The organism is Streptomyces sp. NPDC046203 (assembly GCF_040646255.1).
GTDB lineage: Bacteria > Actinomycetota > Actinomycetes > Streptomycetales > Streptomycetaceae > Streptomyces.
Map to the genome: position 1 here is coordinate 44762 of NZ_JBEYZX010000010.1, position 23999 is coordinate 68760.

General features: G+C 69.3%; 20 protein-coding genes, 1 tRNA gene and 3 pseudogenes. 10 read left to right on the forward strand and 14 right to left on the reverse strand.

Annotation, left to right across the window (positions count from 1 at the left end; translation table 11 throughout):
- Window positions 1-61 precede the first annotated feature (61 nt).
- Window positions 62-475 carry a pyridoxamine 5'-phosphate oxidase family protein gene (locus ABZ990_RS11240; RefSeq protein WP_361228811.1) on the forward strand — a complete coding sequence of 138 codons (414 nt, stop codon included), beginning with the start codon at window positions 62-64 and terminating at the stop codon, window positions 473-475.
- Window positions 476-772: 297 nt separating this feature from the next.
- Here the strand turns inward: ABZ990_RS11240 and ABZ990_RS11245 are convergent, their stop codons facing one another.
- Window positions 773-1105, reverse strand: a complete 333-nt coding sequence (locus ABZ990_RS11245) for a (2Fe-2S)-binding protein (RefSeq protein ID WP_361228814.1) — start codon at window positions 1103-1105, stop codon at window positions 773-775.
- Window positions 1102-1491 (reverse strand): hypothetical protein, encoded by a 390-nt coding sequence (locus ABZ990_RS11250; RefSeq protein WP_361228817.1) that lies wholly within the window; start codon window positions 1489-1491, stop codon window positions 1102-1104. Before ABZ990_RS11250 ends, ABZ990_RS11245 begins: the two co-directional genes overlap by 4 nt.
- A 131-nt stretch (window positions 1492-1622) precedes the next feature.
- Here ABZ990_RS11250 and ABZ990_RS11255 point away from each other — a divergent pair, with 131 nt between their 5' ends.
- Window positions 1623-2603, forward strand: coding sequence for a helix-turn-helix transcriptional regulator (locus ABZ990_RS11255; RefSeq protein ID WP_361228820.1), 981 nt, complete (start codon window positions 1623-1625; stop codon window positions 2601-2603).
- Between the two features lie 158 nt (window positions 2604-2761).
- Here ABZ990_RS11255 and ABZ990_RS11260 read toward each other — a convergent pair whose 3' ends face one another.
- Genes ABZ990_RS11260 through dnaK form a run of 4 tightly spaced genes read right to left on the reverse strand, consistent with a single transcriptional unit; the run spans window position 2762 to window position 6934 of the window.
- The gene (locus ABZ990_RS11260; protein WP_361228823.1) at window positions 2762-3229 is read right to left on the reverse strand and encodes a helix-turn-helix domain-containing protein; all 468 of its coding nucleotides are present in this window, start codon (window positions 3227-3229) and stop codon (window positions 2762-2764) included.
- 4 nt (window positions 3230-3233) lie between these two features.
- On the reverse strand, window positions 3234-4418 hold the full coding sequence (dnaJ, locus tag ABZ990_RS11265) for a molecular chaperone DnaJ (protein ID WP_361228826.1): 1185 nt from the start codon (window positions 4416-4418) through the stop codon (window positions 3234-3236).
- Between the two features lie 30 nt (window positions 4419-4448).
- Window positions 4449-5093, reverse strand: coding sequence for a nucleotide exchange factor GrpE (grpE, locus tag ABZ990_RS11270; protein ID WP_361228829.1), 645 nt, complete (start codon window positions 5091-5093; stop codon window positions 4449-4451).
- The gene (gene dnaK, locus ABZ990_RS11275; protein ID WP_361228832.1) at window positions 5093-6934 is read right to left on the reverse strand and encodes a molecular chaperone DnaK; all 1842 of its coding nucleotides are present in this window, start codon (window positions 6932-6934) and stop codon (window positions 5093-5095) included. The genes grpE and dnaK overlap by 1 nt, the downstream gene beginning before the upstream one ends.
- Window positions 6935-7559: 625 nt before the next feature.
- Here dnaK and ABZ990_RS11280 point away from each other — a divergent pair.
- The 3 genes and pseudogenes from ABZ990_RS11280 to ABZ990_RS11290 all read left to right on the forward strand — a co-directional run.
- Window positions 7560-7970: pseudogene (locus ABZ990_RS11280) on the forward strand (sugar transferase); the annotation flags it as partial.
- A 120-nt stretch (window positions 7971-8090) separates the two neighbouring features.
- Window positions 8091-10355 carry a (Fe-S)-binding protein gene (locus tag ABZ990_RS11285; protein ID WP_361228835.1) on the forward strand — a complete coding sequence of 755 codons (2265 nt, stop codon included), beginning with the start codon at window positions 8091-8093 and terminating at the stop codon, window positions 10353-10355.
- Between the two features lie 210 nt (window positions 10356-10565).
- Window positions 10566-11684, forward strand: a complete 1119-nt coding sequence (locus tag ABZ990_RS11290) for a Yip1 family protein (RefSeq protein WP_361228838.1) — start codon at window positions 10566-10568, stop codon at window positions 11682-11684.
- A 139-nt stretch (window positions 11685-11823) separates the two neighbouring features.
- Here ABZ990_RS11290 and ABZ990_RS11295 read toward each other — a convergent pair whose 3' ends face one another.
- Complete coding sequence (locus ABZ990_RS11295; RefSeq protein WP_361228841.1) at window positions 11824-12321, reverse strand: phosphoribosyltransferase; 498 nt, start codon at window positions 12319-12321, stop codon at window positions 11824-11826.
- Between the two features lie 10 nt (window positions 12322-12331).
- Entirely contained in the window at window positions 12332-12907 is a 576-nt protein-coding gene (gene dcd / locus ABZ990_RS11300) for a dCTP deaminase (RefSeq protein WP_361228844.1), read from the reverse strand.
- 447 nt (window positions 12908-13354) lie between these two features.
- Here dcd and ABZ990_RS11305 point away from each other — a divergent pair.
- Window positions 13355-13425: transfer RNA gene (locus tag ABZ990_RS11305), tRNA-Gly, on the forward strand.
- A 371-nt stretch (window positions 13426-13796) separates the two neighbouring features.
- Here ABZ990_RS11305 and ABZ990_RS11310 read toward each other — a convergent pair.
- A complete protein-coding gene (locus tag ABZ990_RS11310) occupies window positions 13797-14009 on the reverse strand; it encodes a hypothetical protein (protein WP_361228847.1) in 213 nt (70 codons plus the stop codon).
- Here ABZ990_RS11310 and ABZ990_RS11315 point away from each other — a divergent pair.
- The 4 genes and pseudogenes from ABZ990_RS11315 to ABZ990_RS11330 all read left to right on the forward strand — a co-directional run.
- Window positions 13959-14224 (forward strand): annotated as a pseudogene (locus tag ABZ990_RS11315) (glycosyltransferase); the annotation flags it as partial. The gene ABZ990_RS11310 and the pseudogene ABZ990_RS11315 sit on opposite strands and share 51 nt — an antisense overlap.
- 4 nt (window positions 14225-14228) lie before the next feature.
- Window positions 14229-15160 (forward strand): annotated as a pseudogene (locus ABZ990_RS11320) (serine hydrolase domain-containing protein); the annotation flags it as partial.
- 402 nt (window positions 15161-15562) lie between these two features.
- Window positions 15563-15703 (forward strand): hypothetical protein, encoded by a 141-nt coding sequence (locus ABZ990_RS11325; RefSeq protein WP_361228850.1) that lies wholly within the window; start codon window positions 15563-15565, stop codon window positions 15701-15703.
- A 1006-nt stretch (window positions 15704-16709) separates the two neighbouring features.
- Entirely contained in the window at window positions 16710-17840 is a 1131-nt protein-coding gene (locus tag ABZ990_RS11330) for a hypothetical protein (RefSeq protein WP_361228853.1), read from the forward strand.
- A gap of 793 nt (window positions 17841-18633) precedes the next feature.
- On the opposite strand, the gene ABZ990_RS11335 is transcribed toward ABZ990_RS11330, so the two are convergent.
- Genes ABZ990_RS11335 through ABZ990_RS11355 form a run of 5 tightly spaced genes read right to left on the reverse strand, consistent with a single transcriptional unit; the run spans window position 18634 to window position 23879 of the window.
- On the reverse strand, window positions 18634-18951 hold the full coding sequence (locus tag ABZ990_RS11335; RefSeq protein ID WP_361228856.1) for an antibiotic biosynthesis monooxygenase: 318 nt from the start codon (window positions 18949-18951) through the stop codon (window positions 18634-18636).
- Between the two features lie 34 nt (window positions 18952-18985).
- Window positions 18986-19954 carry an NAD-dependent epimerase/dehydratase family protein gene (locus ABZ990_RS11340; RefSeq protein WP_361228859.1) on the reverse strand — a complete coding sequence of 323 codons (969 nt, stop codon included), beginning with the start codon at window positions 19952-19954 and terminating at the stop codon, window positions 18986-18988.
- 33 nt (window positions 19955-19987) lie between these two features.
- Window positions 19988-21304, reverse strand: coding sequence for an MFS transporter (locus tag ABZ990_RS11345; RefSeq protein WP_361228862.1), 1317 nt, complete (start codon window positions 21302-21304; stop codon window positions 19988-19990).
- Entirely contained in the window at window positions 21301-22629 is a 1329-nt protein-coding gene (locus ABZ990_RS11350) for a hydrolase (RefSeq protein WP_361228865.1), read from the reverse strand. The genes ABZ990_RS11345 and ABZ990_RS11350 overlap by 4 nt, the downstream gene beginning before the upstream one ends.
- Complete coding sequence (locus tag ABZ990_RS11355) at window positions 22626-23879, reverse strand: ATP-grasp domain-containing protein (protein WP_361228868.1); 1254 nt, start codon at window positions 23877-23879, stop codon at window positions 22626-22628. Before ABZ990_RS11355 ends, ABZ990_RS11350 begins: the two co-directional genes overlap by 4 nt.
- Window positions 23880-23999 lie beyond the last annotated feature (120 nt).

Here is a 23999-nt window from a genome sequence, read left to right on the forward strand (position 1 = left end):
CGCCCGGCGGCGCCGCCTCCCCGGGTCGTGTCGCGGGCCCTACGCGGAGTAGTTTCCGGGCATGGCCATCGACCCGAGCAAGCCCGGCGACTCGTACCTCGACTTCTGGCGCGAGTACCGCATCTGCACCCTGACGACCCTGCGCCCGGACGGCACCCCGCACGTGGTGGCCGTCGGCGCCACGTACGACCCCGAGGGCGGCGAGAAGGGCATCGCCCGGATCATCACCAACAAGAACAGCCGCAAGGTCGCCAACGTGCTGGCGGCGGGCCCCGAGGGTGCGCGGGTCGCGGTCTGTCAGGTGGAGGGGGGCCGCTGGGCGACCCTGGAGGGCGTGGCGCGGATCCGTACCGAGGAGGACGTCGTCGCGGACGCGGTCGAGCGGTACGCGGCCCGTTACGACCGGACGCCGGCCCCGAACCCGGACCGCGTCGTCATCGAGATCGCGCTCACGCGCGCGATGGGCCGGGCCTGAGCGCCTGCCGTACGCGCACGCCGTACGCCCGGACACCCGTACGCCCGGCCAGGACGAAACACGAAGCCGCCGGTCCTGTACGCGAAACCGCCGGTCCCGTACGCGCGCGTGGGGCGGGCGTACGGAACCGGCGGTCGGTGAGCGGCGACCGGCAGCCGGTGGCCGACGACCGGTGACTGACGACCGGTGACCGGCGGCTGACGGAAAATGCACAGCGGCGCCATCGCGTTTCAGGTCCGCGATGGCGCCGCTGTGTGGGGGAAGTGCCCGAACGATCTACAACGACGGGGGAATCGTTCAGGCACTGCGGGGGGTGGCGGTGATGGCCTCGGTGGTGACCAGCTGGGGTTCGACCAGTTGATGGTCGCGCTGGTCGAGATTGACGAAGATCATTCCGTAACGGATCGCGCAGCGGACGGGCTGCGGCGCACCTCGCGGGCGGCGCAGGCAGCGATAGGCACGGACGTCCTCGTCCTGTTCGCGGGCGATGACGATCGGCTCTCCGAAGAGGGTCACCATCAACGAGTCACCACGGTGGGGGATTGCCGTGACCAAGTCGATGAAGTGCCATCCGGAGCGGTAGGCCGAGGCCATCTCCCGTCGGAACCGGGAGTCGTCGGGTACGTTCATGCGCCCACGAAGCTCCACCCGGGATCGGCGGCGACGGCGGGGGTGTTCAGGTGCCAGCCCGGGTCGTTGGCGACGGCGGGGGTGGCGACCGACCAGCCCGGGTCGCCGGCCACGGCCGGGACGCTCAGGTGCCAGCCCGGGTCGTTGGCCACGGCGGGGGTGTTCAGGTGCCAGCCCGGGTCGTTGGCGACCGCGGGGGTGGCGACGGACCAACCCGGATCCTTCACGACACCGGCCGGGGCGACCGACCAGCCCGGGTCGGCTGCCGTTGCGAGCGCGCCGGCGGGTGCCGTGTGCCAGCCCGGGTCAAGGGCGATGCCCGCGCCGACTGACGCAGCCGCGATGAAGGCGACTCCAGCCACCGCGCTTATGAGCTTCTTCTTCATCACCGAGCAACCTCACTTGAAGGAAACGTGATTTCCGACCCCCGCAAGTAAGACGATGGCTTACTCTCTGCGCGCGCACCACCAAACCCATGCATCATGTTCCTGAGATGCAGGAGCCTGGGGGTGTACATATGCAGAAAGAGGCGGACGAATTCGGTCACCCTCACTCGCATGAGGAGCTGTGTTCGGCGGGGGCCGAGCTCTACACAGCGGCCTTGCGAACGGGGCGAATACGCCGGTCAGAGGCAGTGGAGGCGCCCTGCCTCCTCGATCTTTCCCTGCTGCACCCGGACCCGGACGACCCTCGGTGGCTGCGGCCCGTCCCGCCGTCCGCCGCCCTCGCGCAACTCCTGCAGCCCATCGAGCGGGAGATCCTGGACCGCCGGCGGCTGACCGTCGCGCTCTCCGACACTTTCGCGCCGTTCATGGCCATCAGCCCCCACGACGCGCCGTCCTCCCACGCCATTTCGGTTCTGGAGGGCATCGACCGGATCAACTCCACGCTGGACCGCGTCGTCGCGAACTGCCGCAGCGAACTCCTCACCATCCAGCCCGGCGGCGGCCGGCCCGCGCACGCCCTCTCCGAGGCCCTGCGCCGGGTCGCCCCGCTGCTCGGCCGGGGCATCCGGATGCGCACGCTCTACCAGCACACCGCCCGGCACACCGAACTCACCCTCGCCTACCTGGAACACGTCGGCCCCGAGGTGCAGGTCCGCACGCTCGAAGAGATCATCGACCGGCTGATCATCGTGGACCGCGAGGTCGCCTTCATCCCGGCCAGCCGCGACCGGCAGATCGCGCTCGAACTGCGCCACCCGGGCCTGGTCGCCTATCTCAGCGGCGTCTTCGACCAGTTCTGGCAGCTCGCCGTCCCGATAAGGGACGAGATCCCCTACGACCTCAAGACGGACGGCATCAGCGGCGTCCAGCGCTCGATCGCCAAGCTCCTCGTCGAGGGCCATGTCGACGAGGCCATCGCGCGCCGCCTCGGCATGAACGTACGTACCTGCCGGGCCCACATAGCCAAACTCGCCGCCGCCCTGGGCAGCGGCAGCCGGGCCCAGCTCGGCTATCTGATCGCCCAGTCCGGCATCCTCGTACGCGAGGCGTAGGCGCGGACCCGGGCGGGCGCCGCTGCCCCACCCCCGCTCCTGCTCCCGCTCCCGCCCCGGCCCGGCCCCGGCCAACGCGAAAGGCCCCCTCCGAAGAGGGGGCCTTCCTGCGATACAGCTCGCCAAGGATCACGAAGGAGCCCGCGCGCGAGGGTGGTTCACTCCCCGCGCTGATGCCCCGGCCGCCACACGACGAGCGCGCTCGTCTGCTGCACATCCGTGTACGGCACCAGATCGCGCCGGTACGAGGCGTGCACCTGGGCCTCGCGCTGACGCATCGCCGCCGCCGCGCCCTCGACCGCGCTGGACAGCTCGGCCACCCGCGACTGAAGCGCCGCGACCTGGTTCTCCAGCTCGATGATGCGCTTGATACCGGCCAGATTGATGCCCTCGTCCTGCGACAGCTGCTGCACCTGACGGAGCAGTTCGATGTCGCGGGCCGAGTAGCGCCGGCCCCGGCCGGCCGTACGGTCCGGCGAGACCAGACCGAGCCGGTCGTACTGGCGCAGCGTCTGCGGGTGCAGACCGGAGAGCTGGGCCGCCACCGAGATGACGTACACCGGGGTCTCTTCGGTCAGTTCGTACGCCCGGTCGGCGAATCCGGGATGTCGGCGGCGTCCTTCCATGTCCTCATGCTCCCTTCGCGGCCTGGAACAGCTCTGCCCTGGGGTCCATGTCCACCATGGCCTCGCGGTATGTCTCCAGGGCCTCGCGGGCCTTGTCGGCCAGCTCCCTCGGCACCACGACCTCGACCGTGATCAGCAGGTCGCCGCGGGTGCCGTCCTTGCGGACCGCACCCTTGCCGCGGGCGCGCATGGTGCGGCCGTTGGGAGTGCCGGCGGGAAGCTTCAGCGTCACCGCCGGGCCGCCCAGGGTCGGCACCCTGATCTCGCCGCCGAGCGCCGCCTCGTCGAACGTGACGGGCACCGTGACGGTGAGGTTGTCGTCCTTGCGGCCGAAGACCGGGTGGGCGTCGACGTGCACGACGACGTACAGATCGCCGTTCGGCCCGCCGCGCTCGCCCGGGGCTCCCTTGCCGCGCAGCCGGATCTTCTGCCCGTCGAACACGCCCGCCGGGATCCGGACCTGCATGGTCCGCGAGGACTTGGCCCGGCCGGAACCCTTGCAGACCTCGCAGGGGTTCTCGGCGATCAGGCCGCGGCCCTTGCAGTCCACGCACGGGTCGGTCAGCGAGAAGCCGCCGCCGCTGCCGCGCGAGACCTGCCCGGTGCCGACACAGGTCGGGCACACCCGGGGGGTGCCGTTCTTGTCGCCGGTGCCGGAGCACGCCTTGCAGGGCTGCTGGCTGGACATCCGCAGCGGTACGGTCGCGCCCTCCATCGCCTCGGTGAAGCTGAGCGTCACCTCGGACTCGATGTCCTGGCCGCGCCGAGGCTGGACGCGCGTGCCCGCGCCGCCCGCGCCCCGGTTGAACAGACCGCCGAACACGTCCCCTATGCCGCCGCCGAAGCCGCCGGGCCCGCCGGCGGCCCCGCCCTGGGTGCCCCCGAAGAGGTCACCCAGGTCGAAGTTGAACGAGCCGCCGCCGCCCGGGCCGCCGGCCCGGAAGCCGCCGTTCCCGAACAGGGCGCGCGCGTCGTCGTACTCCTTGCGCTTCTTGGGGTCGCCGAGGATGTCGTTGGCCTCGGAGATCTCCTTGAAGCGCGCCTCGGCGCCGGCGTCGCCCTTGTTGGCGTCCGGATGGTTCTCGCGGGCGAGCTTCCGGTACGCCTTCTTGATCTCGGCGTCGGTGGCGTCCTTGGGGACGCCGAGAACCTTGTAGTAGTCCTTCTCGACGAAGTCCTTCGTGCTCATCGACGTCCCTCCTCTCGGACGATCGTCGCGTCAGCCCGCCTCGGGGCCACCGCTCTCCTCGTCGGCCTTCTTCTCTTCGTCCTTGCCGGCCGGAGCCGCGCCCGGCTGGGGCTCGGCGACGGCCACGCGGGCGGGCCGGATGGTCCGCTCGCCGATCCGGTACCCCGGCTGCAGGATCGCCACGCAGGTCGTCTCGGTGACGTCCGGCGCGTAGCTGTGCATCAGGGCCTCGTGGATGGTCGGGTCGAAGGGCTCGCCCTCCTTGCCGAACTGCTGGAGACCCATCTTGGCGACGATGCTCTCCGTCGACTCGGCGACCGACTTGAAGCCGCCGACCAGCTCGCCGTGCTCGCGGGCCCGGCCGATGTCGTCGAGGACGGGCAGGAGCTCGGACAGGAGGTTCGCGACGGCGATCTCCTTGACCGTGACCCGGTCCCGCTCGACCCGGCGCCGGTAGTTCTGGTACTCGGCCTGGAGCCGCTGGAGGTCCGCGGTGCGCTCGGAGAGCGCCGTACGGGCCTGGTCCAGCTGGGCCAGCAGGCCGATGTCCGCAGTGTCCCCGGCCGGGGCCGCCCCGTCCGCCTTCGCGGCGGAGTCGGCGGCCTCGGTCTCCTCGGGCGTGCCGTCGGCGGGGACGTCGGGCTTCTCCTCGAAGCCCGCGTTCTCCTCCGACATCAGGCTGCGCCGCCCTTCGGCTTCTCGTCGTCGACGATCTCGGCGTCGACGACGTCGTCGTCCTGGGCCTGCTGGGCACCCTCGGCGCCACCGGCGGCCTGGGCGCCCTGCGCGTCGGCGTAGAGGGCCTGGCCGAGCTTCTGGGAGACGGCCGCGACCTTCTCGGTGGCCGTACGGATCTCGGCGCTGTCCTCGCCCTTGAGCTTCTCCTTCAGCTCGGCGACGGCGGCCTCGACCTCGGACTTCACGTCACCCGGGACCTTGTCCTCGTTGTCCTTGAGGAACTTCTCGGTCTGGTAGACGAGCTGCTCGCCCTGGTTGCGGCTCTCGGCGGCCTCGCGGCGGCGGTGGTCCTCCTCCGCGTACTGCTCGGCCTCCTGGCGCATCCGGTCGACCTCGTCCTTCGGCAGCGAGGAGCCGCCGGTGACGGTCATCTTCTGCTCCTTGCCCGTGCCCAGGTCCTTGGCGGTCACGTGCATGATGCCGTTGGCGTCGATGTCGAAGGCGACCTCGATCTGCGGGACGCCACGCGGGGCCGGCGGCAGACCGGTCAGCTCGAACATGCCGAGCTTCTTGTTGTAGGCCGCGATCTCGCGCTCGCCCTGGTAGACCTGGATCTGCACGGACGGCTGGTTGTCCTCGGCCGTCGTGAAGATCTCGGAGCGCTTGGTCGGGATCGTGGTGTTGCGCTCGATCAGCTTGGTCATGATGCCGCCCTTGGTCTCGATACCGAGGGACAGCGGGGTGACGTCGAGCAGCAGGACGTCCTTGACCTCGCCCTTGAGGACACCGGCCTGGAGGGTGGCGCCGATGGCGACGACCTCGTCCGGGTTCACACCCTTGTTGGCCTCCTTGCCGCCGGTCAGCTCCTTGACGAGCTCGGCGACGGCCGGCATACGGGTGGAGCCACCGACGAGAACGACGTGGTCGATCTCGGAGAGCGCGATGCCCGCGTCCTTGATGACGTTGTGGAACGGCGTCTTGCAGCGCTCCAGCAGGTCGGAGGTGAGCTGCTGGAACTGGGCGCGGGTGAGCTTCTCGTCCAGGTGCAGCGGGCCCTCGGCGGACGCCGTGATGTAGGGCAGGTTGATCGAGGTCTCCGTGGAGGAGGACAGCTCGATCTTCGCCTTCTCGGCGGCCTCGCGCAGACGCTGGATGGCCATCTTGTCCTTGGACAGGTCCACGCCGTGACCCGACTGGAACTGCTTCACCAGGTAGTCGACGACGCGCTGGTCCCAGTCGTCACCACCGAGGTGGTTGTCACCGTTGGTGGCCTTCACCTCGACGACGCCGTCGCCGATCTCCAGGAGGGACACGTCGAAGGTGCCGCCACCGAGGTCGAAGACGAGGATGGTCTGGTCGTCCTTGTCGAGGCCGTACGCCAGGGCGGCGGCGGTCGGCTCGTTGACGATGCGCAGGACGTTCAGGCCCGCGATCTCGCCGGCCTCCTTCGTCGCCTGACGCTCGGAGTCGTTGAAGTACGCCGGGACGGTGATGACCGCGTCGGTCACCTTCTCGCCCAGGTATGCCTCGGCGTCGCGCTTCAGCTTCTGAAGGACGAAGGCGGACATCTGCTGCGGGTTGAAGTTCTTCCCGTCCAGCTCGATCTTCCAGTCGGTGCCCATGTGACGCTTCACGGACCGGATGGTCCGGTCGACGTTGGTGACCGCCTGACGCTTGGCGACCTCGCCGACGAGCACCTCGCCGTTCTTGGCGAAGGCGACGACGGACGGCGTGGTCCTGGCGCCCTCGGCGTTGGTGATGACGGTGGGCTCGCCGCCTTCGAGAACGCTGACGACGGAGTTAGTCGTACCCAGGTCGATGCCGACCGCACGTGCCATTTCGATTCCTCCAGCTGAATCCGAATGCTGTCTGCCCGCTGACGCTGACCGACTTGAGTGAAGCTGACTCAAGGATGCACAACTCCCGCTCTCGCGTCAACAGACTTGAGCCTCACCCGCTCAACTCTTCCCCCTCCCCTCCGCTCAACGAGGGAGATCCGCGCGTCGTTCCCGGACGGAACGGGTACGACATGAGAGGGTCCGGACATATCCCATGTTCTCGCCCGGAACCGGAAGGTGTGGGTGCATGACGGCGAAGCGCGCGCTGGATCTCACGGTCGGACTCGCCCTCCTCGTCCTGCTTTCCCCGGTCGCCGCCACCCTCGCTCTCTCCCTCGCCCTCAAGGACGCACGGAACAGTCGGAATGCCTGGCCCGGGCCCGGGCGGGGCGCGCGGGACATGCGGGAGGCCCGGGACGCTCGGGATGCCCGGGGCCTCGCGCGCGTAGGGCCGCGTACGGGGGAGCCGCGTACGGGAAAGGGGAACGCGCGCGTAGAGGCGGACGCCCGCGGCACCGCGCGCGTAGAGGCGGACATCCGCGGCACCGCGCGCGTAGAGGCGGACATCCGCGGCACCGCGCGCGTAGAGGCGGACATCCGCGGCACCGCGCGCGTAGCGCCGGGAAACGGCGTTCTGCGCCGCCGCCCGGTCGCGGGCCGGGACGACGTCCCCTTCACCCTGCTGACGTTCCGCACGAAGGGCCCGCTGGCCTCGCTGCCGCTCCTGCTGCACGTCGTACGCGGGCATATGTCGCTCGTCGGGCCGTGCCCGCTGGCTCCCGGCCACCGGGAGTCACGCGGCGAGGGGCGCCGGCGGCTCTCCGTACGCCCCGGAATGACCGGCCTCTGGCAGATCAGCGGGCGCTCGGAGCTGCCCTGGGAGGAGCGCGAACTCCTGGATCTCCACTATGTGGACCATCACTGGCTCGGCATGGATCTGGCCATCCTGGCGCGTACGCTTCCAGCAGTCCGTCGCCGTCACTCGACGACCCGCGCGGAGGGCCGCACTTCCGGCCGCCGGGCAAGGGTCGCCTGAGCGATACAGATCACCGTTTGGTCCGCTACAGTACGGCGCCCCAAACGGGTACCCTCGGCACGGACTCAATAAGTTACCGCTTAGTAGGCCCGAAGCTGAGGCCCGCCCGAGGAGCCCCACATGCAACTCGCCGCGATCGTCGTGTCGATCGTCATCACGGTGGTGGCCGTCGCGCTGTTCGGCCGCGCCATCGCGCAGATCTACCGCTTCGTGCGGCTGGGTCAGCCGGTGCCCGCGGGGACGCGCACCGGCGACCCGAAGCAGCGCACCATCACGCTGGTCAAGGAATTCCTCGGCCACACCCGGATGAACCGCTGGGGCGTCGTCGGCGTCGCGCACTGGTTCGTGGCGGTGGGCTTCTTCTCCCTTCTGCTCACGATCGTCAACGCCTTCGGCCAGCTCTTCCAGGCCGACTGGCTGATCCCGATCATCGGCGACTGGCTGCCGTACGAGATCTTCACCGAGTTCCTCGGCCTGATGACCGTCCTCGGCATCGTCACGCTCATCGTGATCCGCCAGCTCAGCAAGCCGACCCAGGCCGGCCGCAAGTCCCGCTTCGCGGGCTCCAAGACGGGCCAGGCCTACTTCGTCGAGGCCGTCATCCTCATCGTCGGCGTCTGCATCATGACGCTGCGCGCCCTCGAGGGTGTCCAGCACCACGTGACCAGCTGGGAGCCGGGCTTCTTCGCCTCGTACCCGCTCATCGCGCTGATCGACGGCGCCGACCTGAGCACGGTCCAGAACCTCACGTACTTCTTCGCCGCCCTCAAGATCGTCACGTCCTTCACCTGGATGATCACGGTCTCGCTCAACACCAACATGGGCGTCGCCTGGCACCGCTTCCTCGGCTTCCCGAACATCTGGTTCAAGCGCAACGCGGACGGCTCCACCGCCCTCGGCGCGCTCCAGCCGATGACGTCGGCCGGTAAGCCGATCGACTTCGAGGACCCGGGCGAGGACGACGTCTACGGCGTCTCCCAGGTCGAGCAGTTCTCCTGGAAGGGCATCCTCGACTTCTCCACCTGCACCGAGTGCGGCCGCTGCCAGTCGCAGTGCCCGGCCTGGAACACCGGCAAGCCGCTCTCGCCGAAGCTCCTCATCATGTCGCTGCGCGACCACGCCCACGCCAAGGCGCCCTACCTGCTCGCGGGTGGCGGCAAGACCATGGAGGGCGAGGAGAAGGCCACCGAGGAGCAGCTGGCTGGCGTGCCGGCCGCCGCGCTCGCCGAGGCCGAGCGTCCGCTCATCGGCACCGCCGAGGAGAACGGCGTCATCGACCCGGACGTCCTGTGGTCCTGCACCACCTGCGGCGCCTGCGTCGAGCAGTGCCCGGTCGACATCGAGCACATCGACCACATCGTCGACATGCGCCGCTACCAGGTGATGATCGAGAGCGCGTTCCCGTCCGAGGCGGGCACGATGCTCAAGAACCTGGAGAAGAAGGGCAACCCCTGGGGTCTCGCCAAGAAGCAGCGCGTCGAGTGGACCAAGGAGGTCGACTTCGAGGTCCCGATCGTCGGCAAGGACGTCGAGGACCTCAGCGAGGTCGACTACCTCTACTGGGTCGGCTGCGCCGGTGCCCTGGAGGACCGCGCCAAGAAGACCACCAAGGCCTTCGCGGAGCTGCTGCACATCGCGGGCGTCAAGTTCGCGATCATGGGCGGCGACGAGAAGTGCACGGGTGACTCCCCGCGCCGGCTGGGCAACGAGCCGCTGTTCCAGCAGCTCGGCCAGGAGAACGTCGCGATGCTGAACATGGCGTTCGGCGAGGACGACGAGGACGAGTCGACGAAGAAGCCGAAGGCTTCGAAGAAGATCGTCTCGACCTGCCCGCACTGCTTCAACACGATCGCCAACGAGTACCCGCAGCTCGGCGGCGACTACGAGGTCATCCACCACACCCAGCTGCTCCAGCACCTCATCGACGAGGGCCGGCTCGTCCCGGTGACCCCGGTCGAGGGCCTCATCACCTACCACGACCCGTGCTACCTGGGCCGTCACAACAAGGTCTACACGCCCCCGCGCGAGATCATGTCGGCCGTCCCGGGCCTGCGCCAGCAGGAGATGCACCGCCACAAGGAGCGCGGCTTCTGCTGCGGCGCCGGCGGCGCGCGGATGTGGATGGAGGAGCGGATCGGCAAGCGCATCAACACCGAGCGCGTCGACGAGGCCCTGTCCCTCAACCCGGACATCGTCTCCACCGCCTGCCCGTTCTGCCTCGTCATGCTCACGGACTCCGTGAACGGCAAGAAGAACGACGGCAAGGCCAAGGAGAGCCTCCAGGTCGTGGACGTGGCCCAGCTGCTCCTCGACTCGGTGAAGACGCCGGCGGACCCGGCCGAGGGCGCCCCGGCGGACGCCCCGGAGCCGGAGCCGGCCGCGTAACGCCGTACGCGGGCACAAGGGAGGGCCGTCCTCGCGCGAAGAGCGCGGGGGCGGCCCTTTCTGCTGCTCACGGGCGTCTTCGCGCGAGGTCTCCGGGGGTTCCCGGAGAGCCCCCGGAGGTCCCCGGAGATCCCCTAGGGGATGTCACAGCTCTGCGGCACTCTGCCCCGGAAGGACCAGGTCACGCCCGGACGGGGTACGTTCATGGACGTGGCTGGATTCAGGAACGGACGCGGCCGGCCGGGCGGCCCCCCGCAGCAACCGCAGCAACCTCAGCAGGCGCCGTACGGGTACCAGGCGCCCCCGCAGTCGTACCCGCGGCAGCACCAGCAGCAGCCGGTGCAGTGGGGTCAGCAGGGGCAGGGCCAGGGTCAGGGTCGGAGTCAGGGCCGGCAGGGTCAGGGCCAGGGCCGGCCTGGGCAGGGACACGGTCAGGGCCAGGGCTACGACCGGGGTCAGGGTCCGGGTCCGGGCTACGACCAGGGTTACGGCCAGGGTCAGGGTCAGGGGCAGGGCTACGGCCGGGAGTACGGCCAGGGTCAGGGGTACGACCAGGGTTACGACCAGGGCCAGGGCCAGGGCCGCGGCCGGCAGCAGGGCGGCGGTCCCGCCGCGCACGGCGAGCCGGAGTACTTCGGCGACCCGTACGCCCCGCAGGCGCCGCACCCGCAGCAGCAGTACGCCGCGAACAACCCGGGCCACACCCAGGCCTTCAGCATCCACGAGGACCCCTACGGGCAGGACGCCCCGTACCAGGAGGGCCCCGGCCCCGCCCCCGTCCCGGTCGGCCCGCGGCTGCCCTGGAAGGCCCTGCTGAGCGGCATCGTGACGCGCCCCGCCGATACGTTCCTGCAGATGCGGGACCACCCGGTCTGGGGCCCGGCGCTCATCGTCACGTTCCTGTACGGCCTGCTCGCCGTCTTCGGCTTCGACCAGGCCCGCGAGGACGCGATCAACGCGACGCTGTCCACGGTCGTCCCGTACATCCTGCTGACCGGCGTCGGCTTCGTCCTCGGCGGACTGGTCCTCGGCATGGTCACCCACACCCTGGCCCGCCAGCTCGGCGGCGACGGCTCGTGGCAGCCGACCGTCGGCCTGTCGATGCTGATCATGTCCCTCACGGACGCCCCGCGGCTGCTCGTCGCCCTCTTCGCGGGCGGCGACAACGCCGTGGTCCAGATCCTCGGCTGGCTGACCTGGCTGGCGGCGGGCGCGCTGTTCACGGTCATGGTGAGCCGCTCGCACGACCTGCCCTGGCCCAAGGCGCTGGGCGCCTCGGCGATCCAGCTGGTGGCGCTGCTGAGCCTGATCAAGCTGGGCACGCTGTAGGAGTCCGCCCGCCACGCGCGCGTACGTCTCGCTTCACAGATCGCTTCACAGATCGCTTCACAGAGGGGGAAGGGCCCTGCCGGAACGTTCCGGCAGGGCCCTTCCTCGTCCGTACGGCTGCGGACACGAATGCCTGTGATCAGGCGTCGAGCACCTGGCCCACACGGCTGACGACGGGCGGCTGGACCGACCAGGGGAAGTTGATCCAGTCGTCGGTCTTCTTCCAGACGTACTCGCACTTCACGAGCGAGTGCGACTTCTCGTAGACGACGGCGGAGCGGACCTCGGCGACGTGGTCCTTGCAGAAGTCGTGCACGAGCTTGAGCGTCTTGCCGGTGTCGGCGACGTCGTCGGCGATCAGGACCTTCTTGTCGGAGAAGTCGATCGCGTTCGGGACGGGCGCGAGCATGACCGGCATCTCGAGCGTGGTGCCGACGCCGGTGTAGAACTCGACGTTCACGAGGTGGATGTTCTTGCAGTCCAGGGCATATGCCAGACCGCCGGCGACGAAGACACCGCCGCGGGCGATGGACAGCACGATGTCGGGCTCGTAGCCGTCGTCGGCGATCGTCTGGGCCAGCTCACGGACGGCGAGGCCGAAGCCCTCGTACGTCAGGTTCTCGCGTACTTCAGTCATGCCGGCTGCCTCACACCTGGGTCCGATGGAAGTTCAAGAAGGAGCGCGAGGCCGTCGGCCCCCGCTGGCCCTGATACCGGGACCCGTAACGCTCGCTCCCGTAGGGGTGCTCGGCCGGCGAGCTGAGCCGGAACATGCACAGCTGCCCGATCTTCATCCCCGGCCAGAGCTTGATCGGCAGGGTGGCGAGGTTGGACAGCTCCAGGGTCACGTGCCCCGAGAAGCCGGGGTCGATGAACCCGGCGGTCGAGTGCGTCACCAGACCGAGCCGCCCCAGCGAGCTCTTCCCCTCCAGGCGGGAGGCGATGTCGTCCGGCAGCGTGATGACCTCGTAGGTCGAGGCGAGCACGAACTCGCCCGGGTGCAGGATGAACGCCTCGTCGCCCTCGGGCTCGACCTCTCGGGTGAGGTCGGCCTGCTCGATGGCGGGGTCGATGTGCGGGTAGCGGTGGTTCTCGAACACCCGGAAGAAGCGGTCGAGCCGCACATCGATGCTCGAGGGCTGCACCATGGATTCGTCGTACGGGTCGATGCGCACCCGGCCTGCGTCGATCTCGGCCCGGATGTCCTTGTCTGAGAGAAGCACCCTCCCACGATACGCAGAGGGCGCGGAGCTCCCCCAATCGGGAAGGCCCCACGCCCCGGATTCCCCGGGAGACCCCGGTCACCTCAGCCGCACGTCAGCCGCATTCCGGCCGCGCGTCAGCGCTGCTCGAACTCCACCGGCACGGCGTGCCGCAAGCGTGCACACTGTGGACACCGGATCAGCCGCCCGGGCCCCAGCCGCCCGGCACCGAGCCGCTGGAGCGGGAACGAAGCAGTACTGAACACGTGCCCTTCGGCACAGCGGACGACGGTGCGTTCCATCGAACCCATCAAGTCCCTTCCCCGACAAGTGGTGGACGAGACAGCCACATTAGGGGATCAAGAGGACCCCACCCGACCCGGCACCCCGGGAATCCGAACTTCGCCTGGCGTGCGGGATGGGGTACAGTGTGCGACGATGCGGCTTCGATCTTCGAGCGGCATACGCGCGGATGTAGTTTAATGGTAGAACATGAGCTTCCCAAGCTTATAGCGCGGGTTCGATTCCCGTCATCCGCTCTTGAACGAAGGCCCAGGTCAGCGACCTGGGCCTTCGTCGTTGTCCAGACCTCCTGGGGGCTACCGCGCCTTCCGCGTGCCCCAACCCCCAGGAATGCCCTGTCTGGAGAGGTGTCCGCGCACCACCCCCGCCGCACAGGACGGGCCGACGCCCCGATGCACGGGACAGGCTTCACGTGACCTGACCTGCCTTACGCTGCGCCATGGATTCCCGCATTCGCTCGGCAAACAGTCGGCGACCTTACCCGGCACGCCGAAGGCGGCCGGCGACTCCAGAACGAGGACGACTGGGACAGCGGCCGTCAGCGCTCAACACGGAACGGCGCCCCGCCCGAAACAACCTGAGGCGGGACACCCTCCTGACGCGAGAGTCAGGGAATGATCAGGTCGAAGACGTCACCCCCCGCTCCGTTGGTGACGCCGGCGAGGATGAGCAGTCCGTCCAGGCAGTGGTTGTGCCTGCGGTACAACACGGCGGAAGCGCCATCGGGCCCGCTTTCCACGCTGGCCACCGGGACGGCCCGGTCGAAGTCGACCGTCTCCTCAAGCTCGCGCCGCGGACCGACCGACGCAAGATCACCCACACCCCCTGGGGCATCCCCGACCGCCTCCTCGCCCGTCCGCCCACCCGGCCCGCCCGAACCTCGAAGAGACACCTGCGGCTGCTGTACGCGGGCCGGCTGACCGCGGAGAAGGCCGTCGAGGCCCCGATCCGCAGCCTGGCCCCGCTCCAGGGCGTCAAGCTGTCGATCACCGCCCCAAGAGCCCGGTTCCATGCCCTCGAAGCCCAAGCCTGCGGACTCCCGGGCGCGGTTTGGGCCGTCGGCGACTCGGGTGGAGTCCGGGCGACGGGCGCCACCGGCGTCCTGGACCCCGACGAACCGGGCGACCCTCGCCGTCTGGGCCCCGTCGGAGCCTTGCGGGAGGACGGTGTCCTCGACCTCGACGCCCCGCTCGGCAGGTTCTGGGACGAGGCCGCCGGCCACCCGCTCGCGGTCGTAACCGCGCGACAGCTTCTGACCCACACCGCAGGCCTCCCTCTCCGGGCCCAGTTGAAGAACCTCTACGGCACCGCCCCCGCCGACATCCGCCGCGGAGTCCTGCACGAAGCCCTCAACCGGCCGCCCGGCGAAGCGGTCGAGTACACCGACCGGGCCGCCCTCATCCTCGGCCACCTCGCCGAATACCTCTCCAGCCGACCCATCGACCAGCTCTCCGAGGAGAGGACCTGGCGCCCCCTGGGCATGGACTCCACGCACTTCGGCCCGCTGCCCGCCGATATGCCGTCCAGGTGCGCCCCCACCGAACTCGACCAGAACACCGGCACCCGCCTCAAGGGCATCGCCCGCGACTTCTCAGCCCGGCTGCTCAGCGGGGTGTGCGGCATCGCCGGCGTCTTCACCATCCTCGACGACCTGGCCGTCTTCCTGCGCTACATGCTCGACCACGCCACAGCCCCCGCCACGGCTGGCTTCGGCGTGGACTGGACCGCCCACATTCCCTCACCGTGCAGACCGGCGGCCTGCAGCCCGAGCGCGGCCTGTTCTGGCACCCGGCCCCCGGCACCACCGCCGAGCAGGACGTCTGGGTCCACTACGGCTTCACCGGCACAGGCATGTGGATCTCCCCCACCCAGGACCGGTGGGCCGTGCTGCTGACCAACAAGCTCTACTACACCCGCGACCGCCGGCCGCTGACCGATGTCCGCACCACCTTCCGAGAGCTGGCGTTCTGAGAATTCCGGCCGCCCCAACAGAAACGACCACCTGGCTCGCTTCGGCCCAGAGTGGCCCGACTCGTTGCAGAGAAAGCCCAGTTGGCCTCCTACACCCGAGACCATTCAGGCGAGACGGCACGACCCCCAGCAGTGAGCTCCACGTGTCGCACAAGCCCGATTACGGCTCGAGTCCTGGCGCCTCCGCGTCAACCGGCGGGTAATCGGCACCCGCCTCTCCTCGCCCATTGGCTCGGCCTGAGGCTGATCAAGCTCTCTGTGGTCGTTGTCCACGACCTGGCCTCGGCACTCGGCATCGAGCCAGTCGCACGGGCTGCGACGCACTTCCTGTGGGTTTTACGCCCCGAATCCATGAATCAGCCAGTGCATGGGTGGGATGCACTGATCTATCTGATCACTTGGGTGACTGCTCTGATCACGCCGGTCTGGTGGCTACTGAAGCGGCGCCTGGCCCGAGGAGCCGTCTTGCGACACCGGGTGACCCTCCAGACCGTGGAGGAGCTCAACCTCTGCGCCGAGGCAAACAGCCGGCAGCCCGGATAGCGTGCTTCGCCGCTTCGAATGTTCGACCTTGCCCTCCGTGCGACCGAAAACGCCATCCTTCGTGCCCACCGATACGTGGGAACCATGCCCCGCCGCTCCGCCAGGAGGGCAGCAGCACGTATGCGTGCATCGCGGGTCGCGGGTGCGCTCCGCGCAGAGTCCCCAAGGATGGACCTCCATCCAGAGACCGCGCTGCCCCGCCTGGGTGCCAGGTCGGCGGAGATCGGCGAACGGTGTGCGGAGGGCCGCGTCGGATCCATGCTGCCAGTGGAGTCCTTGGTGGACATCGCGCCAGTGCCCGCTGCACGCACAACAGTCCGGGAATCAATCCACGTGGCTGTAGTCATCATCGCCACCATGGCAGCTGCCGTCGGGGCTTCCGCTGCACTGCCCGCCCTCGAAGTGAACAACGACCTGCACCCGCGGCTCATCGCAAGGTGCGCCGTGCCGGCTGTGCCCTGCCGGACAGCGAGAGCAGCATGGAACAGGTGCACAAGCGCTTGGAGAAGGCCCACAAGTCCGTCCTGCGGTGGCTGCACTGTCACACCCATCCAAGTCGGCGCATCCTGCCAGAGAACGCCTGCCCCTTGTGTACCGAGACGAATACCGATCTTGCGACGGCAGCCGTCCTGATTCGGCAGCACCTGGACGCCGCCCACCGGGTGCCCGTGTCCTTCTCCGTGCGCCGTCCCGCCAGTTCTCCCCAAAGCAACGTCCGGCATCCGAGGCGCTCGTGCCGATCTGCGGTCAAGTCCGGCATGGAAAGAGCGCGCCGCTCAGGTCCGGCAGCACCGGAGCCAGGCCTCTATCCGTGATGACGTCAGCCACCAACCAAGTGGATCGACAAGACCGACCCGAAGATCGAACATTTAATCGACATTCGATAATCATTTTACATTAAATCGCCCTTTCCTTATCCCCCCAGCCGCAGACTCGTCGACTCGCTTGACCCCTCACGCCGAAACGAGTAACCATCTGCCTTGCGAAACCCCTAAAGAAGGAAACAATGACCACCCCACAAAGCATTTCGAACGAAGAACCCGCAGAACCGCTGTACAGCATGGCCAGATTCGCGGAAACCGTCTGCTCGTGTCCGGGATTCTCGATGAGTCGGCACGGCGACCACTGGGAAATCCGAGGAGAAAGTTCGACGAAACCCCTCTTCGTGCCCGAGGTGGTGACCGGCACCCAGTATTTGGAATTCACGCGCAAGCTCTACAAAATGAATTGGCGCCCCACGCCCCGTCTCTGGTCCGGTGCCCCCTCCTTGTCGTTCGAGGACGTCTCTGCGATGGATGCGTGCGAGCTGCTGCTCCGAATCCCGTGGTACCAACGCGCCCTGGACGAACGCAAGGTCGAGGAATGGGTGGGCGCGATGCGCCGCAAAGAGTGGAGAACCACCCATCAGGGGCTGGCGAGCGACCAGCAGGGGATGCTGTACGACGGTCAGCACAGGCTGGCCGCTCAGGTGATCGTGGGGATCACGCTGCGCTACAGCGTGGCACGTGGCATCGAGGGCGAGACTTTCAATGTGGTCGACCGCGGGAAGATGCGCAACAGCTCGTACACCTTCGCAGCCGCCGGCGAGAAGGACGCCTTCAACCTGTCCGCCGCTCTGCGCCTACTCTGGATGTGGGAAAATCATCCGCTCGAGAAGTGGAAGAACCGGTATCCGGTGTCGGATGACCAGCTCAAGGTAGTGCTGGACCGTCACCCGGGAATCCGACACTCGGTGAAGCGGGGAAAGCCGATCCCGCGCGCGTCGGCACGTGCGACCACTCTCGTTCACTACCTGGCGACCCAGGCATGCGGATCTCCCGAGGTCCCGGACCAGTGGTACGCACAGCTGGGCACCGGGGAGAATTTCCAGCGACGCGACCCGGGACTGGTGCTGCGCAACTACTTCCTCGGCGGAGAAATGAACGAGAAGGGAAATCGGTCGCCGGTGAAGGGTATGCAATCGGCTATCCAGGTCATGCACCTTTTCGCGACGGCATGGAACAACACATGCACCGGCCAGCATCGCACTATTGCAAAAGCCTTTGTCAACTACGGTGTACCGGCCCTCAAGAGGCCGGGACCGAACCACCTCTTTCGCTTCCCTATGAGTCCGGGAGAAACAGACATGCTGTCCTAGACGAACGCACGTAGGGCACTTCACGCAGAAGCCTCAGGCCGGTGGCCCGGGGCTTCTGCTGTTGCCCGGGCTGTCTCCGGACCCCGTAGTGGCGACACACGAGCACCGCGACTGGGCTTCCTGCCGGGTTTGACAGCCGTGCCGGCCATCAGCATTCCTCGGCGCTCGGCTCGACGCGAAGCAGTGGGAGCCTCCTTTGTGTGTCCCGCCCATGGCGGCTTCATGTGCCGCCGGTCGGGAGGGCCGTGTACGCGGCCGGCCCCTTGCGGGGCTCCGGCGTCCGACAGCATCCGGCTCACGCCCCGGCACCGGCTCGACGTAACCATGCGATCGGACTCCTCGGCACGCGCGGTGCGCCCGCCGCGGCGAAAGTGGTCCTTGGAATCGGCAGGCTGGGCCACGTTGACGACCTGGTCCAGGTCATCGATGTGGATGCGTCGGCGACGACATCGGCGGCCCCGTCCGCTCGCAGCCGTCCAGTCCTCGAAGCCCAGATCACCACTCTGCCGGAGGCCTACCCTCTCCTGACCTCGCTGCCCGGCGTCGGCCCCATCCATGCCCTGCAGGAGCGGACAACAGCGGTCGGATACAGATCCCTGGCGACCGGGGCCATTCACCTGCCCCAAGCGAAACCGCAGGTCAGAGGCCAAATAGGAGCCCGGGTACCGGGTGATTCCCAAGCTTATGGCGCGGGTTCGATTCCCGTCATCCGCTCTTGGATGAAGGCCCAGGTCAATGACCTGGGCCTTCGTCGTTGTCCCGGACCCTCGCCGATCTGGGGCGGGGCCGGGGTTCAGTGTGGCGGCTCTCCGGTGGCGGGGGTGTCGCGGAGGGGTGTGCTCGGGTGGACCTCGCGCTCGACGCGCGGCAGGATCTCGGGGATGTAGATCTCCTGGATGGCCGCTCCCTCGCCGTGCGCCTCCCAGTGGGCGCGGGTCGCCCAGCGTTCGACGAGGACGAAGCGGAGCGGGTCCTCGTCCGAGTGGTACGCCTCCCAGGCGACGCAGCCGTCCTCGGCGAGGCACAGCGGGCGCATCCGGCGGAGCGCGGCGGCCACGGGCTCGGCGTCGGCCGGGTCGGGCACGCGGACGATGACGATCAGGTCGAACATCAGGCGGTCTCCTTCGCAGGGGTCGGAGCGGGCATCAGACGGTCTCCTCGGCGGCGGCGATCCGGACGATCTCCGGGAGCCACCGGGCGACCCGGGCCAGGTCGACGCCCAGCGCGAGCGCCCGTCCCGCGTCCATGCCGAAGTCGGCCGGGCAAGAGTACGGCGAGAGCGCCGGGTCACCGGCCGGGTCGTCCTTCTCCACCACGGTGGTCGCCTTGCCGGTGACCCGCTCCACGGCGGCGCACACATCGTGGACATCCACCGGGTCCGGGGACGTCACGTTCACGACGCCGCCGAAGACGCCGCCCACTCCCAGGAGTTCGCCGGCCGCGGCGCGGGCGAGGAACGCGGCGACGTCCGGGGCGTGCACCAGCGACGTACGGCCCGGGCGGGCGTGGGCCGTGACGGGCTCCCCCGTGCGGGCCCGGTCGAGGTGGAACCGCAGCCGCCCGGTGAAGTCGTCGGTGGCGGCCAGGACATGGGCGACCCGGGCGATGGTGACGGGCACCTGCGCGTTCCGCACCAGGGCCGATTCGGCCTGCCGCTTACCCTCGCCGTAGTTGCGGCCCACGAAGTCCGGGTCCTGCCACGGGAGTTCGATGTCGTACGTGTACTCCTCCGGCCGGAGTTCGTCCTCGCGGGCGAAGGCGCTCATGGGCGGCGCCGGGATCCGGTGGCGGAAGGTGTCGGCGTTGTACACCTCCATGCTGCTGGTGAGCACGAACCGGCCCGCCCGGTCGCCGAAGGCCGTACAGGCGTCCAGCGCGGCGGCCGGCGTGTAGCACGCCTGGTGGACCACGGCGTCGAACCGCTCGCCGGCCACCGCGGCGGCCAGCTCGCCCGGCCGGCCGACGTCGGCGGTCAGCCGCCGCACGGCCGGGCCGAACGGGTCGGCCGTGCGGCCGCGGGTGACCAGGGTGACCCGGTGACCCTCGTCGAGCAGCCGCCGCACCAGGAGCTTCCCGAAGAAGCGGGTGCCTCCGATGACGCAGATCTCAGCCATCCGTCTCGCCTTTCTCTTCCGTCCGGAGGGAGATCACGCCGTGACCGGCTCGGCCGGCGAAGCCTCCGCGGCCCCGGCGTCCGCGCTGTCCGTGGTACCCGCGGTGTCCCCGGCCTTCGTGGTGTCCGTAACCTTCGTGGTGTCCGTGCCGGAGTGGTCCTGGTCGCGGCTGACGAAGCAGATCACGGCGCAGAGCGCGGCCACCGCCGCAGCGACGTACCAGTTGGCGCCCGGCAGGTCGGCGGAGACCGACACGTCGAACATGACGCCCGCGAGGAGCGCGCCGGCCATGTTCCCGGCGCTCCGGAAGAAGTGCATGGCGCCCATGGCGCGGGCGAGTTGCTCCTCGGGCACCTTGCGGGAGACCCACATGTCGAAGGACGGCACGAAGAGGATCTCGCCGAAGACGACGACGAAGCAGCCCGCGGCGACGGCCCACAGTGCGGCGGGACCGGAGCCGAAGAGGGTGTAGGCGAGGGCCATGGCGGTCAGGCCGATGCCCATGACCACGCCCGGGCGCAGGTGCTTGATCGCCAGCTTGAAGACCGGGTACTGGAGGACGAGCAGGCTGAGGCCGGTGATCCAGAACGGGGCGGAGGGCGCCCACTGCGGCAGGTACTTCCCCATGTGCAGCGGGATGCCGACGACGAAGCTCAGGGAGAGGAACCAGAACACCGACGACAGCAGGAAGTAGCGGGTGGCGCCGCCGACTTCGACGGACTTGAGCCCGGCCAGGCTGAACAGCGGCGCGCGCTCGGCGCCGGCGTCCTTGCGCGGTGCGGCGGTTCCGTCGGCCTGGAAGCCGTCGCGGGGGATGAAGAGGGAGGCCGACAGACAGAAGCCGACGAAGAGCACGAAGACCGCGGTGAACACGAACCGCAGATCCATGCCGAGGAGCAGACCGCCGGCGAGCGCACCGCCGAACAGGCCGACCTGCGCCGCCATCTGGAAGGTCGAGAACGCCTTGGCGCGCTCGCCCTCCGGGTAGGACACGAGGATGTTCTTCAGGCCGGGGAAGGCCGTGCCGGAGCCGAAGCCGATGAACAGCGCCAACACGCTGTAGAAGGCGACACCGCTGGTGAAGCCCATCAGGCCCAGCGAGACGGCCTCAAGACCGGTGCCGACGAACACCGCGCCGCGGATGCCGAGCCGGGCCGAGAAGCCCTCGTAGGAGAAGGTCGCGGCCAGTCGTCCGACGTACGTCATACACATGACCACGCCGGCCCAGAAGCCGCTGCCGCTGTCACCGAGCGAGGCCACCAGGATGGGGAACCAGATGTAGTTCCCGATGTGGGCGAGGAAGATCCCCGCGTTGAGCCCGAAGAGGGCGCTTCTGCGCTCGCTGGTCACAGGCTTGCCTTTCCTTCCGAAGTGGCCGAGCGGAGCTCGGAGATGGCGCGGGCGAGAGCGGCCCGGTCGATCGGCACGCCGTTCACGACGGTGGCCAGGGGCAGCGCCGGCAGCGGGCCGCCGGCGGTGTGGAGGTTGAACGTGGCGGCGGCGCCGGCGCGCAGCGGCGGCTCCGCGGCGCGCACACCGCTCAGCTCGTCGAAGTGGCGGCGGCCCGTGACGGTGGCCTGCCGGCGCAGTTCCGCGGTGAGTCGCTCGTCGTCGCCGGAGAGCAGGGCGAGTTCGCCGAGGAACGAATAGCCGTGGTACGCACCGGTGTTGCCGGAGTCGGTGCCGATGAGGAGCTCGCCCCGGCGCAGCGCCGCGAGGGCGTTGCGGCGCATGTCGGCGAGGGCCGCGGTGCGGGTCTCCTGACAGTCGTACGCGATGCCGAAGGGCTCCTCGACGGTGCGGACGAACTCCAGGTTGCGGGGGTCCTGGGTGTCGAGGAAGCCCTCCCGGCCGTACTCGGCGAGGAACTCCTCCCGGGTCATGACCATCGGCCGGAGTCCGGCGAGCGTGGAGACGAAGCGGGCGCCGTCCAGTTCCTTCCAGTCGGCGTCGTCGAGGGTGCGGTCGCGCACGCTGTGGGCGAAGAGCCGGAAGCCGCACGCGTAGGCGAAGCGCGTCTCCTCCAGGGTGTTGCAGTCGACGATCGCTCTCACCCCGCGCTCGGCGGCGATCCGGGCGGTGAACCGGAGCACCCGCTCGGAGAGCCGGGAGAACCGGACCCGGCTGCCCGGCTGTTCGGTGCCGTCGGTGAACATCACCTTCAAGAAGGTGCCGCCGCGTTCGGCGTTGGAGCGGAGCGCGTGCTCCAGGTCGGCCTCCACGGCGAGCATGTGGACCGGCGCGGGGAACTCCACACCGTGTCCGCTGCGCCCGGCCGTGTCGGTCGTCGCCGTCACCGCGTACCCGCAGTGGACGACCTCGGGGTACGGCCATGGCGACGCCTCGCGGCCGGCCCGCCAGGCGTCGTCCACCAGCGGGAAGCCGAACATGTCCACGACGTGGGTGACCCCGTGGTACAGGTACTGGAGGGCGACGATCCGCGGGTCGTCGACCGAGTCGTCCCAGTTGGCGGGGAGCGAGACATGGGCGTGGGTCTCGGTGTAGCCGGGCCACAGCTCGGGCTCCGAGCCGGTGCGGCGGCCGGCCGGGGTGAAGGCGGTGAACACGCCGTCCTCGGCCGTCACGTCGAACAGCGCCTCGTCGTCGAGGAGGGGGATCGCGACCCCCTGGACGGTGAGGGTCCCCGCCTCCTGCCGGATCGGAGCCGGGATCACCGGGCGACCTCGACGCTCATGCGCAGCTCGATCCGGCCCAGGGACTCCTCGCAGCGCTCGTTGACCTGCTCGCGGCCCTCGCCCGTGAAGACGAGGTGGCCGATCCAGTCGAAGTTGCTCTTGGCGAGCCGGGCGACCGCGGTGCCGGGCTTCTTGTACGCCTGGGCGCTGTGGAAGCCGGGGAGTCCGTCCAGGCCGTCGAAGCCGATGGACTCGACGGTGCCGGCGACGGGCGCGCCGAACCAGCGGCCGCCGGCCGTGGTGTCGCCGGGGAAGGGGAGTTCGGGGCGCTCGCCGAGGGCCTGCCGGATGACCTCCAGGTAGGCGTCCACGCCGGAGGAGATCTTCATCAGGGTCGGCACGATGCCGCCGATCAGCCGCCCGTTGACCTCGCAGAGCACCGGGCCGTCGGCACCGAGGAAGAACTCGGTGTGGATGAAGCCGAAGTCCACGCCCAGCTCGTCGAGGACCTTGGTCGTCATGGCGTACAGCTCGTCCTGGAGCGGGTGGCCCTCGAAGTAGGTGGCGCCCATCTCGATGAAGTGCGGGAAGCCGCTCAGCAGACGGTCGGTGAGGCCCAGGTGGACGACCTCGCCGCCGGCCAGCACGCAGGACTCCACGGAGATCAGCTCGCCCTCGACGAACTCCTCGATGAGGATGTCGGGGATCCGCACGACACCGCGCCCGTAGTCGGTGACCCGCTCCAGCTCGGCGAGGTAGTCGCGCAGGTCCTGCTCGTCCTTGAGGTGCAGGACGTGGAGGCTGGCGGTGCCGTCGGACGGCTTGACCACGCAAGGGAAGCCGACCTCGCGGACGGCGGCTTCGACCTTCGCCGGGTCGTCGACGTGCACGAAGCGCGGCTGGCGGACGCCGGTGCCGTCCAGGGTGAGGCGGGTGCGGTGCTTGTGCCGGGCGTTGCGGGCGCCTTCGACGCTCATGCCGGGCAGGCCGAGGGAGCGGGCGACGGTCGCGGTGTGCACCGTGTGGTACTCGCTGTACGTGGTGACGCCGTGCACCGGGTTGGCCGCGTGGATCTCCTTGGCGATCCGCTCCAGTTCGTCGATGGAGAACGCCTCGGCGCTCTTCACGACCTGGCAACGGGGGTGCGCGAAGGCGTCCTTGGCGAGCGGCGAGGCGGCCAGGTAGAAGTCGGGGTCGGCGGAGACGACGGTGACGTCGTGGCCGAGCTCCAGTGCGTTGGCGATGCCCTGGATGCCGTTCGGGTTGCACTCGATCATCAGGATGTGCATGGCGGAACTCCTTGCGTACGTGGGGTGGTTGGCGGCGGCGCGTGGGCGTGGCGGATCAGGCGGCCGGGCTGATTGGGGGCGGATCGGGGGCAGATCAGGGAGCGCGGCAGACCAGGAAGC

Excerpts from the sequence above, each read along its gene's own strand:
- ABZ990_RS11240 (WP_361228811.1), top strand. The coding sequence starts at position 62 with ATGGCCATCGACCCGAGCAAGCCCGGCGACTCGTACCTCGACTTCTGG.
- ABZ990_RS11335 (WP_361228856.1), bottom strand. The coding sequence starts at position 18,951 with ATGTTCGACCTGATCGTCATCGTCCGCGTGCCCGACCCGGCCGACGCC.
- ABZ990_RS11295 (WP_361228841.1), bottom strand. The coding sequence starts at position 12,321 with ATGACTGAAGTACGCGAGAACCTGACGTACGAGGGCTTCGGCCTCGCC.
- ABZ990_RS11285 (WP_361228835.1), top strand. The coding sequence starts at position 8,091 with ATGCAACTCGCCGCGATCGTCGTGTCGATCGTCATCACGGTGGTGGCC.
- ABZ990_RS11245 (WP_361228814.1), bottom strand. The coding sequence starts at position 1,105 with ATGAACGTACCCGACGACTCCCGGTTCCGACGGGAGATGGCCTCGGCC.
- dnaK (WP_361228832.1), bottom strand. The coding sequence starts at position 6,934 with ATGGCACGTGCGGTCGGCATCGACCTGGGTACGACTAACTCCGTCGTC.
- ABZ990_RS11260 (WP_361228823.1), bottom strand. The coding sequence starts at position 3,229 with ATGGAAGGACGCCGCCGACATCCCGGATTCGCCGACCGGGCGTACGAA.
- ABZ990_RS11250 (WP_361228817.1), bottom strand. The coding sequence starts at position 1,491 with ATGAAGAAGAAGCTCATAAGCGCGGTGGCTGGAGTCGCCTTCATCGCG.
- ABZ990_RS11355 (WP_361228868.1), bottom strand. The coding sequence starts at position 23,879 with ATGCACATCCTGATGATCGAGTGCAACCCGAACGGCATCCAGGGCATC.
- dnaJ (WP_361228826.1), bottom strand. The coding sequence starts at position 4,418 with ATGAGCACGAAGGACTTCGTCGAGAAGGACTACTACAAGGTTCTCGGC.
- grpE (WP_361228829.1), bottom strand. The coding sequence starts at position 5,093 with ATGTCGGAGGAGAACGCGGGCTTCGAGGAGAAGCCCGACGTCCCCGCC.
- ABZ990_RS11255 (WP_361228820.1), top strand. The coding sequence starts at position 1,623 with ATGCAGAAAGAGGCGGACGAATTCGGTCACCCTCACTCGCATGAGGAG.
- ABZ990_RS11340 (WP_361228859.1), bottom strand. The coding sequence starts at position 19,954 with ATGGCTGAGATCTGCGTCATCGGAGGCACCCGCTTCTTCGGGAAGCTC.
- ABZ990_RS11330 (WP_361228853.1), top strand. The coding sequence starts at position 16,710 with ATGACCACCCCACAAAGCATTTCGAACGAAGAACCCGCAGAACCGCTG.